At 36.3% G+C, this 16083-nt stretch carries 9 protein-coding genes; 2 read left to right on the top strand and 7 right to left on the bottom strand.

The features are described 5' to 3' along the window. Positions 1-180 precede the first annotated feature (180 nt). Both EG358_RS10190 and EG358_RS10185 read left to right on the top strand, forming a co-directional pair. Positions 181-2316 (top strand): hypothetical protein, encoded by a 2136-nt coding sequence (locus EG358_RS10190; RefSeq protein WP_076559107.1) that lies wholly within the window; start codon positions 181-183, stop codon positions 2314-2316. A gap of 406 nt (positions 2317-2722) precedes the next feature. After that, entirely contained in the window at positions 2723-3769 is a 1047-nt protein-coding gene (locus EG358_RS10185) for a GntR family transcriptional regulator (RefSeq protein ID WP_076559109.1), read from the top strand. Positions 3770-3834: 65 nt separating this feature from the next. Here EG358_RS10185 and EG358_RS10180 read toward each other — a convergent pair whose 3' ends face one another. From EG358_RS10180 to EG358_RS10150, 7 genes are all read right to left on the bottom strand, one after another. After that, positions 3835-4278: a nuclear transport factor 2 family protein gene (locus tag EG358_RS10180; RefSeq protein WP_076559111.1), complete on the bottom strand. Its 444-nt coding sequence runs from the start codon at positions 4276-4278 to the stop codon at positions 3835-3837. A gap of 40 nt (positions 4279-4318) precedes the next feature. Then, entirely contained in the window at positions 4319-5470 is a 1152-nt protein-coding gene (locus EG358_RS10175) for an alpha-hydroxy acid oxidase (protein ID WP_076559113.1), read from the bottom strand. Positions 5471-5544: 74 nt separating this feature from the next. Beyond that, positions 5545-6930, bottom strand: coding sequence for an FGGY-family carbohydrate kinase (locus EG358_RS10170; RefSeq protein ID WP_076559115.1), 1386 nt, complete (start codon positions 6928-6930; stop codon positions 5545-5547). A 228-nt stretch (positions 6931-7158) separates the two neighbouring features. Next, positions 7159-8439 carry a sugar isomerase gene (locus EG358_RS10165; RefSeq protein WP_076559117.1) on the bottom strand — a complete coding sequence of 427 codons (1281 nt, stop codon included), beginning with the start codon at positions 8437-8439 and terminating at the stop codon, positions 7159-7161. Positions 8440-8655: 216 nt separating this feature from the next. Next, positions 8656-10758, bottom strand: coding sequence for a bifunctional aldolase/short-chain dehydrogenase (locus EG358_RS10160; RefSeq protein WP_076559119.1), 2103 nt, complete (start codon positions 10756-10758; stop codon positions 8656-8658). A gap of 195 nt (positions 10759-10953) precedes the next feature. Then, on the bottom strand, positions 10954-13017 hold the full coding sequence (locus EG358_RS10155; RefSeq protein WP_115596420.1) for a RagB/SusD family nutrient uptake outer membrane protein: 2064 nt from the start codon (positions 13015-13017) through the stop codon (positions 10954-10956). Positions 13018-13035: 18 nt separating this feature from the next. After that, complete coding sequence (locus EG358_RS10150; RefSeq protein WP_076559122.1) at positions 13036-16077, bottom strand: SusC/RagA family TonB-linked outer membrane protein; 3042 nt, start codon at positions 16075-16077, stop codon at positions 13036-13038. Positions 16078-16083 lie beyond the last annotated feature (6 nt).

The raw sequence follows: 16083 nt of genomic DNA, 5'->3' as shown, positions 1-16083 counted from the left end.
AAAATAATTAAATAATATAACCGCAAAAGGTTCAAAAGAAATTATTGAAAATAAGAAATTCAAAAGTTTACAAAATGTCTGATTTTTTATTGTCATTTTGCCACCTTTTGAATAGCTAAAGAATACAAGAAAATCTTTTGTCTCTTTTGCGGTAAATAAAAGCAAAATAAAAATTTAAAAATGAAAAAAATTGCAATATATCTGAGTCTTTTCTGCGTTGGATTTTCTTCACTTAATGCCCAGAAAATTGACCGAAAGAAGGTCGTACAGCGTCACAATGTTGTCAACACAAAAGCTGACACACTTTCTACTTTGACGGTTGGAAACGGGAAATTCGCCTACACGGTTGATATTACCGGAATGCAGTCATTTCCTGAATATTACAAAAACGGAGTTTCATTGGGAACACAGTCAGAATGGGGCTGGAACAGTTTTCCCAATAAAGAAAGTTATAAATTCGAAGAAACTTTAAGAGCTTACGATTTCAATAACGACGGAAGAAAAGCTTTGTACAGTGTTCAGATTAAAGAACCAGAAAGAAATAAAGGTGCTGTTGATTATTTTCGTGTGAACCAACACCGTTTGCAATTGGGAAATATCGGGATTGAGCTGCTTAAAAAAGACGGTCAGAAAGCAAAAATTTCAGACCTCACAAACATCAATCAGAAAATAGATTTGTGGACCGGAATTATTACCAGTGAATTTTCTTTGGAAGGAACTCCTGTAAAAGTGTGGACTGCTTCTTTCCAGAATTCAGATAAGATCGGAGTTAAAATTGAATCAGATTTGATTTCTAAAAACAGATTGAAGGTTTTTGCACGCTACCCGTCTCCAACCGGACAATTTTTGGATGATGCAGCATTTTATGGAAATGAAAACGATCACACCACGAAAATTGTTTCGTCACAATCAACGCAAGGTTTGATTCAGCATAAATTGCAAAGCACCGATTATTATACTCAACTTAATTTTACAGAAGGAAAACTTCGGGAAGCCGGAAAACATTATTTCGTTTACGAACCTTCTTCTAAAAATAAAAAATTAGAATTAAGCGTTGAATTTTCAGCTAAAAATCCAAAATCTAATAGAACATTATTCGTTGATGCTGAGAAAGAAAGTGCAGCAGGATGGGAATCGTTCTGGAAAAGCGGTGCTGCCGTTGATTTTGAAGGAAGTACAGATCCGAGAGCCAATGAATTGGAAAGAAGAGTTGTCTTGTCAGAATATTTAACCAAAGTACAGTGTGGAGGAAGCAATCCGCCGCAGGAAACAGGTTTAACTTTCAACAGTTGGTACGGAAAACCGCATACAGAAATGCATTGGTGGCACGGTGTACATTATGCTTTATGGGGAAGACCTGAAATTTTGGAAAAACAATTGGATTATTATTTCAGATCTTTCGATAAAGCTAAAAAATTAGCTGAAAGACAAGGTTATAAAGGCGTTCGTTGGATTAAAATGTCAGATAATGAAGGAAATGAAAGTCCGTCTTCTGTTGCTGCATTTTTGATCTGGGAACAGCCGCATATCATTTATATGACCGAACTTTTGTACCGCAATAGTAATGATAAAAAAGTATTGGAAAAATATAAAGATCTGATTTTTGCAACGGCAGATTTTATGGCAGATTTTGCAACGTATGATAAAGAGAAAAACCGTTATAACTTAGGAAAAGGCGTAATTCCTGCACAGGAAGTTTTCCCGGCGAAAGATACATACAACCCAACTTATGAAGTTGCGTATTGGGATTGGGCTTTGAAAGTAGCCCAGCAATGGAAAGAAAGATTGGGACAGCCAAGAGATAAAAAATGGGATGATGTGATCAATAAATTAGCTCCACTTCCGGTTCAGGATGGTGTTTATTTGTCAACAGAATCAGCGAAAGATTCTTTCACATTTCCAAAATGGATGACCGATCACCCTGCAGTTTTGGGAGCATTAGGAATGGTTCCTGAATCTCCGAAACTGAATAAAAAAATAATGAAAAATACGTTGGATATCGTTTGGGAAAGATGGAATTGGGAGCACACTTGGGGTTGGGATTTCCCAATGACCGCAATGAATGCAGCAAGACTTGGACTTCCGAATAAAGCGTTGGATGCACTTTTTATGAATATTCAAACCAATACATATCTTAAAAACGGACATAATTTCCAAGATAAACGTCTTAGAATATATCTTCCCGGAAACGGTGGCGTTTTAACAACTGTTGCGATGATGCTTGAAGGTTGGGATAATTCTACCGGGGAATTCCCTGGTTTTCCAAAAGATGGAAGCTGGAAAATAAAAGCTGAAGGTTTCAAAAAAATGCCTTAAAAAATTTCACATTCATATTAATTGAAGTCTGTTCTGAAAAGAGCAGGCTTTTTTGTTTGTGTTTAAGATTTTTAGAGTTTCATAGAAATTTAGACAATGTAAAAAATGATTTAATATTTTATTAATTTTTTCAAAAATATAATAAACAAAACTAGAATTCCGCATTACTTTTTTTTAATCGAAACAACGCATTTTAATTCTATGTCATGAAATTGGTGATTTTCAAAAAAGATAAGTCATATAAAGGCTGATAAAAACCTATTAAAAATCAAACAATTAAATACGTTTTAATAAAAATAAATGACATTTATCAATTAATGTAAATTTTTGTAACTTGTCTTCTGGCACTAATCTTTTTTCAAATTAGATTTAGTTTAATTAAAATAATTTCTCTTACCGAAAAGTCATGGCTGAAACGTTCGAAATAAATATCAATGAAAACTCCAGAGTTCCTAAATACAAACAGATTGTTGATTCTATTCTGAATGGAATCGATGGCGGGGAAATAAAGATCGGGGAAAAAATTCCTTCAATCAATGAGCTTAGTGAATCATGTTTTCTGTCGAGGGACACCGTTGAAAAAGCTTATAAAGAACTGCGCAAAAGGCAAATTATAGAGTCTGTAAAAGGAAAAGGATATTATATTTCACGCATCAATAAGAATGACATCATTAATATCTTCTTTCTGATCAACAAACCGAGTACTTACAAGATGATGATCTACAATTATTTCGTCAATGCAATCGGTACCAAAGGGAATGTTGAGATGTATATTTATCATTGTGACGAAACGCTTTTCATTAATGCTTTGAAAAAAAATCTTGGCGGATTTGATTATTATGTCATCATGCCTCACTTCCGAGATGAACAGTCGAAGCATACGAGTTCGACAAAAGAGGTTATTGAAATGATTGAAAAAATTCCAAAGAATAAATTGTTGTTGCTTGATAATACCAAGCCTAATATTTCGGGAGAATACGGTACGATTTTTCAGGATTTTGAGCATGATATCTATAATGCTTTGAAGGAAGGCTTAGAAAAAATAAAAAAATACGAGAAGATCATTTTGGTTTATCCCGATAAGTCAATTCACCCCTATCCTTTCCGCATCGTACGTGGTTTTGAGAAGTTTTGTGAAGATTTTAAACTGGATTATGAAATTTTGGATGAAATATATCCCGACATGGAACTTCAGGATAAGGATATATTCATCACCATTCGGGAGCGTGATCTGGTAAATTTGGTAAAGCAAATCAGGCAGAAAAATCTTGAACTGGGAAAAGACATCGGCATTATTTCTTATAACGAAACCCCTTTGAAAGAATTACTGGGAATTACCGTAATCACCACAGATTTTAAAGCAATGGCAGAATCTGCAGCGTACATGGTTTTAAAAAATAAGAAAGAGCAGGTGAATAATGTCTTTAAATATATTGAAAGAGATTCTCTATAGAAATTTGTTCATAAAAAAATTCGTGAAGTTCACTTTACGAATTTTGTTTTTATAATTTAAATAATTTATTTCTTCTTTTCAGATTTTACGGCTTGTCGGGCAAGTAATTTCCAATTTTTTCCGGTTTTCACCCAAACCAATACAATATCCAATGTTACATCACCCGGAGCTTTTCCAAGATCAGCAGTCGTTGCGTAGAAATGGTGACGAACAATTGCCGTATTTCCTACAATATTTACCGTTTGGTTGGTAATATCAATGGTTACAAAATCTGATTTTTTACTTACTAATTTTTCGACAAATTCTGTAGCGTCATCAATATGTCCTCCCGAATGACCATATGTTAATTCAGGTAAAATCAAAGATTCCAACATTGCTTTATCACCGCTTACCATTGCTAAGCGAAGTTTTTCGGCAGCATCAGCAACAACATCTTTGTCGTTCTTTTTCTGTCCGAATACAACGAACGCCAGTAAAAAACTGATGGTAAAAATTATTTTCTTAATCATAATTATAATATGAATTGATTTATTAAAATTTAAGATCGTATTACTTCACTCTAAAGTTCTGTAGATCAGTTGTTTTTTCACAACAAACCTGCTCCATCACTTGTCTGAACTGCATTTTTAGCATCTCAATAATATGATCACCGCCTTTATCGCCTAAAGCACCGACTGCATACATAAAGGTTCTTCCCATAAAGGTAAATTCTGCGCCACAACTCAAAGCGCGGGCAACATCCGGACCAGTTCTTACGCCGCTATCCATCATTATTTTGATTTGACCTTTGTATTTTTCACTGATGTCTTTCACTACAGCAATCGTAGATTCTCCTGCATCAAGCTGCCTTCCACCGTGATTTGATATAATCATTCCGTCGAATCCTAAACGAACTGCTTCTGCAGCATCTTCGTCTGAAGCCACCCCTTTAATGACCAATTTTCCTTTCCATTTATCGCGAATTGCTTTTATTCTGTCTGAATTTAATCTTCCGGAAAATGTAGAATTCATGAACTGTCCCAATTGTTTCACGCCCATATTTTTATCCATGTATTTTTCCATGGTCTTAAAACTTGGAACTCCGTGTTTCATTATTTCCAGACACCATTCCGGTTTTACCAAAGCTTGTGAAACGTTCCTGAAATTCAATTGAGGAGGCATTGCCAAACCATTTCTGATTTCTTTTGCTCTGTATCCAAAAGTCGGAACGTCTGCTAAAACAACCAAAACATCGTAACCTGAAGCTTCGCAACGGTCTAGAATATCGTCACGCAACCACTCTTCTCTCGGATGGTATAATTGATACCAGGCTTTTCCTTCTGTTAATTCAGAAATTCTTTCAAGACTGCTTGTCGTTACCGTACTTAATATGAAAGGAATATTATGTTTAAAGGCTGCTTTCGCTAAAATTTCCGGAGCATTGGGCCACATCAATCCTTGCAAACCAACAGGAGAAATTCCGAAAGGTGCAGAATATTTTACACCAAACAATTCAGTTTCCATATTGGCTTCCGCATAATTATTATTCAGATATTGCGGGCGAAGCAGAACTTCTCTCAATTCGCTTGTATTTCTGTCTCGGTTGATGTTTTCGTTACATCCGCCATCGAGATATTCGAAAGCGAAACGGGGCATTCTTTTTTTTGCTTTTTCGATTAAAAGTTCAAGCGAAGCGTAACGGGTATCAAATGGAAATGACATAACTAGTTGTTGGTTGTTTTTAGTCAATGGTTTTTAGTTTTTAGGGCTAAAACTTTCTACGCATTAACTATTAATTATAAATTAAAAATTAAAGGCTGAAGCACTTTCATCTGATAGTGCTGCTGTAAAAAAGTTTCGTCTATTTTTTTGTTTGAAATCACCATTGATGCTCCCAAAGCCGATCCCAACGGAGAATGTGTAGACATCACATTGTAATGCTGAAAATGATGAGACATCAGTTTCATAAAGACATCATTGTCTGTAAAACCGCCGTCAATGTAAATATTTTTAATTTCTGAATTTCCGATGGCATTGGTAATGGTATGAATCTGCAGATCCATCAATTCAATCATCAGCTGGTGATAGGCTTCTTCAAAGGTAGCGAATGAATTGAGATCAGTAGCGGTAATCATTTTTCGTTTTAAAATAATCCCTTCAAAGCGGAAATATATCGCTTTGTGCTTCATCAAACGAAGGTACAGATCCTGATCAAATTTTACTTCTCTATGGAAACCATATTCTTTTCCGTAATAATCACATAATTTTTCAACCTGAATTTTATATTCATTTCCCATAAAGAAACGTGATGCTTTTACACGTTTTCCGTCAATCCGCATATAATTCAGACAGTTGTTTTCTATATCTTCATCAGTCAAGCTTTCATCATTAAATGGGTTTAAAGAAATACTCCAGGTTCCTGTTGAAAGCAATAAAAACGGTTCTTTTTTACTTAAAATATAAGGTAAAAGTGCTGATGAACTGTCATGAATCCCAACGCCGATTTTAATTTTCTTATTTCTGTAAGAAGTGTTGATACTTGCAGAAGTTGGAACGATTGGAGGCAATAAAGCATCAATTTCTTCTTCGTAAACCCAATCGTGGTAATCTGCTTTGTCATAATCCCAAAGATTGGTGTGACAACCAATTGAGGTAAATTCTGACACACAAATTCCAGTAAACAAATACGATAAATATTGTGGTAAATGAAGACTGTAACGTATTTTTTTGAATATTTCCGGGTGTTTATATTTCATCCAGAACAATTGTAACCCAGAATTCAGCATTCCGGCTTGTGGCGAAGCTGTTTCACGCGCAATTTTCAGTTTGCTGCCGTGTTTTTCGTAGAATAGATCAAGAATTTCCTGATCCATCGGTTTTGTGTAATTGTACAAAGGCGTCAGAACATTTCCTTTCTGATCAAGATGTACAAAACTTGCTCCGTATGTAGAAAAATTGATTGCTTTTACTTCAAAGTTTTCATCATCAAGAATGGCATTAAAGTTATCTTTGATCCAATTTTGTAATGCAGAAAGATCTTCTGTCGGATAACCGTCTTCATCTGTCGTAAGCGGTAATTCTGTATATTCGCGCACGACTTCTTTATAATTTTTATCAAATAAAAAGAATTTTTTATTGGTCTTTCCAATATCAAAAACTATGGTTACCTTTTTCTTGGACATTCTTAAGATGAATTATTTATTTAAACACAAATAGCGCAAATATTTTCACTAATAACACTAATTTGTTTACGTTGTAGTTTACAAAATTAAATCATTAAGGAGTGTTTAGACAGCAAGAAAATACTTAACAGTCTAAACACTTTCCCCTTAACGAAACTATATAAGGATACATATAATTAAACTTTCAATTGCACTTGAAAGCTGAAATTATCAATTTTAAAACAGGTTTTATAATCCTGTTGCTTTAACATTAAGACCTCTTTCGGAAATCAATTGCTCTCTTACTTTTAGGTTTCTGTATGTTGCGATTGGGTCTAAAGCGGCACCTGTCTGTAATCTTGCTGCTCTCAGTAACGGACGAACATCGGTTCTGTATGCGTTCTGCAAAATATCCTGCGCCAACACAACATCATTATTTTGTTGCGCTTCTTTTAATGCTTTCTGATCAACTAAAAGTGCTGTCGCATAAGCAATTAAAATTGCTTCTAGAGATTGTAATAAATCTTCCAACGGATCTTTGATATTGTGACTTGCATCTATCATCCAAGCCGGATAAGGATTGTTTGGATTGTTTTCCATTCCGTATACTAATTCATTGAAAATCAAGAACAAAGCATAAGGCTTAATAGAACCAACCGTTAAATCATCATCTCCATATTTGCTGTCATTAAAGTGGAAACCTCCTAATTTTCCTTTATACATCAAGGTTGCAACGATTTGCTCAATATTTGAATTCGGTAAATGATGCCCAAGATCAACCAACGTGAAAGCTCTTTCACCACAAGCGTTTGCCAGCATAAAAGAAGTTCCCCAATCCTGAATGGTTGTTGAATAGAAATTCGGCTCGTAAGGTTTATATTCAATAAAAAGCTTCCAGTCTTCAGGCATTCCTGCGTAGATTTCTTTTAAACTTTTTTCAGTATTTGACAAAGCGGTCTGGAAATTCAGCTGTCCCGGAAAACTTGATCCGTCTGCCAACCAAACGGTTAAACTTTTTGAATCTAATTCTTTTCCAATTCTTATTACTTCTTTGTTGTGTTCAACTGCATACGCTCTAGAATCTTCATTTGCAGCGTTTAAAGAACCAAATTTATACGATTGTTTTGCTCCCGGCTGATCCTGAAACGTGTTAGAATTCATCGCATCAAAAACAAGTCCGTGAGAAACTGCTTTTTCTTTAATCGCTTTCACATCACTCGGAATATCCCAAGGAATATGCAATGAAACAGCTCCCGCAGAATGCGTTAAAGCGTGAATCAATCCTACATCGTCTAATTTCTGCTCCAAAGAAGAAGGTTCGCCACCGTAAGAAAATCTTCCGAAACGGGTTCCACCTGCGCCTAAAGCCCAACTTGGAATTGCTACCTGAAAATCGGCAATTTTGTTGACAATCTCAGCAACGTTGGAACCTGCTTTTGTTAATTTATTTTGAAGAAAATCAAAGTCTGAATTAAAGTTTTCAACTTCGTTTTTATTGTATTGTTCAATGATATCTTTTCCTATAATCATAGTTTGATTTTTAATTAACCTTGTCAAGGTTTTGAGCCTTGACAAGGCTAAATGATTTATTAAAATTAGTATTAAATATTGATTCCTACCTTTCAATTACTTTCGAATCTCGCAGCCCGACCTGAGTGGAGCTCTTTTTGCGAGGAGGTACGACGAGCAAAAAAGCGGGAACGGAGGGCGGATTAAGCTGCCCAAATAAAATATATTAATCAATAATTATCTTGGGAAAGCATTAGCCATTCCGCCATCTACATTGATAATATTTCCTGTCGTTTTATCTAAAATCGCAACACAAGCGAAAACTCCGTTGGCGATATCTTCAGGAAGTATAATTTCGTTTAATAAATTTCTCTTTGCGTAAAATGCAGGTAATTCTTCTACAGAAATTCCGTTTGCTTTTGCACGACCTTCTGCCCAAGAACCTTCCCAGATTTTACTTCCAACGATAACTCCGTCAGGATTTACAACATTTACACGGATCTTATCTGCTGCCAATTCTGCTGCCAATAATCTTGTCATGTGCTGTTGAGCTGCTTTTGCAGTTCCGTACGCTACGTTATTTGGTCCGGCAACCAATCCGTTTTTACTTGCAATATTCACGATGTCTCCACCTAAATTTTGCTTTTTCATAATTTCAGTACCGCTTTTAGCCATCATAAACTGACCTTTTACCAATACATTCTCCAATAAATCCCAGTCTTTCGTAGTTGTATCTTCCAAAGATTTAGAAATAGCCAGACCTGCAGAATGAACGATGATATCTACTCCACCGAATGCTAAAACAGCTTCCTTAAAAGCATTGGCAATAGATTCTTCGCTCGTCACATCACACGGAACAGATACTGCCTGATCTTTGTTGTATTTTGCGGTAACAGATTCTACCGCTTCCTGATTAAGGTCTGTAAAAACAACCACTGCGCCTTCAGCAACCATTTTGTCAGCAATAGCCTGCCCGATTCCGCCTCCTGCACCGGTTACGATCGCAACTTTTCTTGAAAGAGGTTTTTCTTTAGGCATTCTCTGCAATTTAGCTTCTTCAAGTAGCCAATATTCGATATCGAATGCTTCCTGTCTTGGTAATGAAGTGTATTCAGAAATAGCTTCTGCACCACGCATTACGTTGATTGCATTGACGTAAAATTCGTTCGCAACACGAGTTGTCTGCTTATCTTTTGAGAAACTGAACATTCCAACGCCCGGATAAATGATGATCACAGGATTCGGGTCACGCATTGCAGGGCTGTTTGGATGTTTGCAAGTCTCGTAATAGTCTTTATATTCCTGTCTGTATTGTTCGAAAAGTGGATTTAATTTATCTAAAATAGCTTTAGAATCAGATAAATCTTCATTTTTATCTAAAGTCAACACTAAAGGTTGAATCTTTGTTCTTAAAAAGTGGTCCGGACAAGAAGTTCCCAATGGTGCTAAACGCTCCAAATCGTTACTGTTGATGTATTCTAAAACAACATCACTGTCTGTGAAATGACCAACCATTCTATTTTCAGAAGAAGCTAAACCTCTCAATAAGGGCATCAATTGAGCCGCTTTATTTTTACGTTCTTCAGCAGGAAGAGATTCTACTTTTTGACCTCCGAAAACCTGTCCGTTTTCTTCGATTTTTTTAGCGATATATTCAGAAGCGGTTTCGATTACTTCCAAACTGTTCATGTAACATTCGTACGAAGTGTCTCCCCAAGTGAATAATCCGTGGCTTCCTAAAACGATTCCTCTGATTCCGGGATTATCAGCCAAACATTTTTCAAGCTGTAAACCTAAGTCGAAGCCAGGTCTCTGCCAAGGCACCCAACCCATTGTGTCTCCCCAGATTTCTTTGGTAATTGCTTCGCTGTCTTTTGCTGCTGCAACTGCAATTAATGCATCCGGGTGAAGGTGATCGATATGTTTAAATGGAAGTAAACCGTGAAGAGGCGTATCAATAGAAGGCGCTTTGCTTTCCAAATCGAAAATACAGTGATCGAATAAACCTACCATTCTGTCTTCGTCTGCTAAACCTCCGTAAACATTTTTCAGATTTCTCAGTCTTTCCGTATATAATCCGGCGATTCCTTTTCTAGTCAAAGTTCCGATGTCACCACCTGAACCTTTTACCCACATTACCTCAACTTCTTCATTCGTCAACGGGTCTTTTTCGATGGTTTTGCAACTTGTGTTACCACCACCATAATTTGTAATTCTAAGATCTGCTCCTAATATGTTTGAACGGTATAAAAATAAAGCCACCTGATCGTCTCCGAAAGATGCCGCTTTGCTATCATCCCATAAATAATCTACGTATTTAAATGTTTTTACGTTTTCCATTTGTTTTCTTTTTGTTTTCTGAATTTTAACCCAAATTTAGACTGTAGTATTTTGTACAGCATCCCGTACTATACTGCTGAATCGATTATTTAAAGATAAATTAACACTGATATTTATCACTTTTCGATTCAGCTGTACGGTCAATTCATTAAGGTTAATTATTAGTTAATATTTTGATTTGGTGTTTATTATCGATTAATATCCAGGAAGCTGAGTAAGATTTGGATTATCAATTAACGGATGCCCCGCAGACGCTGCCGCAAAAGGAAGTAATTCTGTTTTATTAGGTACAAATCCGTAGAACAGACCGTCTCCGCCACCTTCGATCCAGTTTGGATATGTTCCGCCATTTTCAGCTGAACCCGTTGGTTTTGTATAAATAATATTACCAACCTGAAGTGTATTAAATCCTCCTGTAAATCCTACAGCTTTTCTTGCATTACCATTGAATGTACTTGTATAAGCCTGGAACATATTTACAGGATACCATTTGTCATCAGCTGTTGAAGTTTGTCCGTTCGCTAATGCAATAGCCTTCAAAGTCGTTTGATAAGCAGCATACCCAGCTGAACTGGTAGGAACTGCCTGAACCTGTGCAATCTGTGCAGGATTAGTTAAATCAATATAAGTAACTGCCAAGAACGGATCTCCGTAAACCTGAGCATTTTTATGAAATTTATACAAACGATAAACCGGTGTTGACGCAAACTGACCTGTACGGTTTGATAAGTTTTTCATAGCTTGTTTTGTCGCTTCAATTTCGCTTGCGATACGATTCATTCTGATTAAATCAGTACGAAGCATAAATTCGTCCGAAAATTCCCACTTACGCTCCTGAACAAGTGCTGATTCAAAAGCCTGCTGACCGCTTGGTATTGGTAATGAACCGATTCCGGCTCTGTTTCTTACTTCCATTAAAGCAGCAATTCCTGCAGCGGTAGGTCCGTTATTTAAATAATTTTGTGTTTCAGCATACATTAATAATACATCTGCGTATCTGATGATAGGAATATTCAAATTACGTGAATCTGCAGCTTGTGGCTCCACACACCAAGAGATTCTAAACTTACCCGGCATAATGCACGAATAGGTTGTTCCTACATCTACCCATGTATCACTTGCATTACCAGAGTTCAAGAAGTAAATACTATAAGAAGTAGTAGCAACATCTCTGCGCTTATCTGCAGCATTAAAAGACAGATAATAACTTGGAAGTATAAACTGTAACGCTTTACGAGAACCATAAGTACCTCCTCTTGATCCCGGATGAGCATATACTCCAAATGCTGAGTTCGTATTAGGTCCATAAGAAGCGATGTGCCACATCATTTCCTGATTTACGGTTGAAAAGTTTCTTCTGTCGAAATTAAACCACAAAGCTTCAAAACCACTTTTTCCTCCCTGAGCCTGTACCAAACTATTGGTTCCGCCCTTAATTACAGAATCTAATGCAGCATCTGCAATTTGGTATAATTGCTGAACTCTGGCATTATCCGGACGGCGAGACATTATCCCCGGCGAATTTGTATTCAGATCCCAACGAAGAGAATATCCTGCTGCATACAAAGCGATTTTTGCTAAAAGGGCATTGGTTGACTGCTTGTTTAATCTTTCCGGTGTTCCGTTAGAAGCAGGCATATTGTTTATGGATTCTTGTATATCAGCAATCACTTTATCATAAATCACATCACGCGAACTACGTTTAGGATAAAGAGTATTAGGATCATTAGGATCTGCTTCTTCTAAAGGAATCCAAATTGCTGGTACATCACCATACACTCTGATCAGGTTGTAGTAGCAAAATGCACGAATGGCCTTTGCTTCTGCCAATAATGCATCACGCTTTTGGCTTGCCGGCATATCTGGTAATCTGTCGATGGCAATATTGGTTCTTTCGATCACCGCATACATTGCAGAATAAATTCCTGTAACCGTATTGGGTGTTTTTGCATCGTACTGATAATTACAAATATTGTATTTAGAATTATTTGTTGATCCGTCTTCTGCAGAGTGAGTAACTGTGTCGCCAGCTCCTAACTGATAGAACATTTCGGTAGGAACAAGACCTCTATATAAACCCTGAACAAAAGCATCTGCAGTTTCTATATTGGTAAATACCGATTCTGTATCTGATGAATTATAAGCAGGTTGATTTAAAAAATCTTCGCTGCACGCATTGATACTTAAACCAGCAATCAAAATAGATGGAACTATGATTAGTTTTTTTAAAACGCTGCGATTAGTAAATATATTTTTCATGATTGAAACAATTAAATATTAAAAAGTAAGATTGATCCCTAAAACATAACTTCTAGATCTTGGGAATGAAGAACTATCATAACCAGGTGTTACCGCAACACCACTTGCTGCTGAAACTTCCGGGTCAAATCCGGAATAACCAGTAATGGTTGCTAAGTTATTAACTGTTGCATAGATACGTGCATTGGTCAATTTAATATGGCTTAAGAATTCTTTAGAAAAAGAATAGCCTAATGTTACCATAGAAACTCTTAAATACGAACCGTCTTCTACATAGTATGATGAAGGATAAGTGATGTAGCTAGAATTGGTTGTACCTAAACTCCAAAGACTTGAATCTTCATTAGGATTAAGCTCTTTTAGTCTCACCAAACTTGTTGCAGCCTGCCCTGTATTAGGATCTATCACATGATAATAGTTATCTCCAAATTCTGAAGGTACATTCTGGAACATTGCATACGGACTCATACTGTGTTTGGTCGCATTGTACACATCACCACCGACGCTGAATTTCAAAAATACCGCAAGATCAAAACCTTTGTAAGAAAAATTATTACTAATTCCTCCAATAAAATCCGGAGTACCATTTCCAATTTTCACCAATTTTCTTGTAAACTGATCTCCTGCTTCATTATCAGCAGCAAATTTAATATCACCCGGTTTTGGAGTTCCAGAAGCAGGTTTTACAACTCCCGGTTTTAGAGTTAATGTTCCGTTTCCAGCCTGTGTAAAGTCATCAGTGGTATAAATTCCCTGATAAACATATCCGTACATATCTCCCAGTTCTTCTCCAACGGTCGCATAATAAGTTACCATACCTGATCTGTTACCTCCTACGCTGAAATTTCTAAAAGTTCTCCCACCATCAAGTGATAGTACTTTTGACTTATTGAAACCTACATTGGCATCGGTAGACCATCTGAAGTTTTCAGATTTTAAGTTGATTGAATTTAATGTAAATTCCATACCTCTGTTTACCATAGAACCTACATTTACAAACTGACTTTTATATCCTGTGGATGCAGGAAGTACAGTTTCCAATAACATTCCACTTACGTTGTTATTGTACCATTCAGAAGTTAATTTGATTCTGCTGTTAAACAAAGCAAGATCAACCCCAATATTTGTAGATCTCATCGACTCCCACTCTACACCACGATTACCTAAAACAGAGTTTGTTACTAAAGCTAAATTACCCACGGTATTATTAGTAGGATAATCTGTACCTACGACATTGGTTCTAAATACATTATTTGGAATACCATTATTACCAACCACACCATATTCTCCTCTTAACTTCAAGTCATTGATATAATTATCAATTTTAGAATTTTTCCAAAAACCTTCTTCAGAAACACGCCAAGCTACAGCTGCAGATGGAAACATTCCCCAAAGATTATCTTTAAATTTTGAAGAACCATCATGACGTAAGGTAGCTGTTAACAAATAACGATTATCATAATTATAGTTTACACGACCAAAATATGAAAGTAAACTATAAGAAGATCTATCTGCATCTTTATCGGCAACGGTAGCATTTGTAATATCATCTAACCCGTAATTTAGAATAGTAGGAAATTTTATCAATCTCATACTATTGCTTTCATTTTCCTGGTATAAGATTTCATTACCGATTAAACCAGTGAATTTATGTTTTTCACCTAAAGTTTTATTGTACGTTAATGTATTTGTGATCTGATAACGATAAGCTTCAGAATTCCCAATACTTCCGTTTATCCCTGTATTTATAGGATCTGTAAGAAATGCACGGGAGTTTCTATCTGAAAATGAAGTAGATTTAGCGTTGGTCCAGTTATAAGAACCCGCAGTTCTAAATGTAAAGTCTTTAAATAAATCAAATTCAAGACCTACATTCGCTAAAAATGTTCTGGTTCTTCTGTTTTGAGTGGATGCCGCCGTTTCAATATACGGGTTTTCCGTATCAAAGGAAGAATCTAAGCTTGAATAATCCCCAAATGTCTGTGTATTAAACAACTGATCCTGCGTGAACAATGTTCCTCCGGTAATCGGCTGTAGTAATATTTTTTTCATTCCTGAATATGCACCGCCTCCATTTGTAGAATTGGAAGTAAACATTGAGCTGAAATCTAAACGTATCCCTTTATACAATTCTGAATTGATATTTGCACGTAATGAATTTCTAGTTTCGCTGAAATTTTGTAATAACCCGTCTTGTTTGTTATAGTTGTAACTGATAAATGCCTGTGTTTTATCTGTACCTGCGGAAACACTTACATTATGATTCTGAGTCATCCCAGTTCCGCCAAGCATTTTTTCTTGCCAGTCTAATCCGTTTTCCGATCCGTATCGATTACTGATTCTGCTAAATGCTCCTGTATAAAATCCTGGTGAATCGATCCCTAAGCTATTATCAAAAACATTACTCCACTGGGTTGTTTTTCCCTGAAGCTGTGCCATTTCATACTGATATTTCACATATTGCTCAGGATTGGAAACCATATCCAGCTTCTTAGAAAGCATATCAAATGCCATAAAAGAGTTATACTGAATGGTGATTCTCCCTTTTTTTCCGCTTTTCGTTTTAATAACTATAATACCATTAGAACCACGAGAACCATAGATTGCAATGGCAGAAGCACCTTTCAAGACATCAATACTTTCAATATCATTAGGATTGATAATATTTAATGCATTATCCAATTGAAAACCATCTACAATATACAATGGCTCTGTTGCTTGAGTGATTGAGGCACCACCACGAATTGTAACATTTGCACTTGCTCCGGGAGCACCACCTGCCGTTACAATATTTAGTCCGGCAGCTCTACCCTGCAATGCCTGCAAAGCATTCATAGAAGGAGTTGCAGCAAGATCTTTCGCAGATACTGAGGATACAGATCCGGTAAGGTCAGATTTTTTCACTTTACCATATCCGATAACTACTACCTCTTCGATATCTTTAGTATCAGTCTTTGCAGTATCACTTACTGCCTTTTGTCCGAACATAAAGCCAGACGCAAGCAAAAATAGCGGTGCGATGAGTGGCTTAAAATTCTTCTGTTTAATTATTAAAGACATATATAT

It is taken from the genome of Chryseobacterium indoltheticum, assembly GCF_003815915.1.
Taxonomy (GTDB): Bacteria; Bacteroidota; Bacteroidia; order Flavobacteriales; family Weeksellaceae; genus Chryseobacterium; species Chryseobacterium indoltheticum.
The sequence above is the reverse complement of the archived record's forward strand: the minus strand, read 5'-3'. Positions and strand labels throughout refer to the sequence as shown.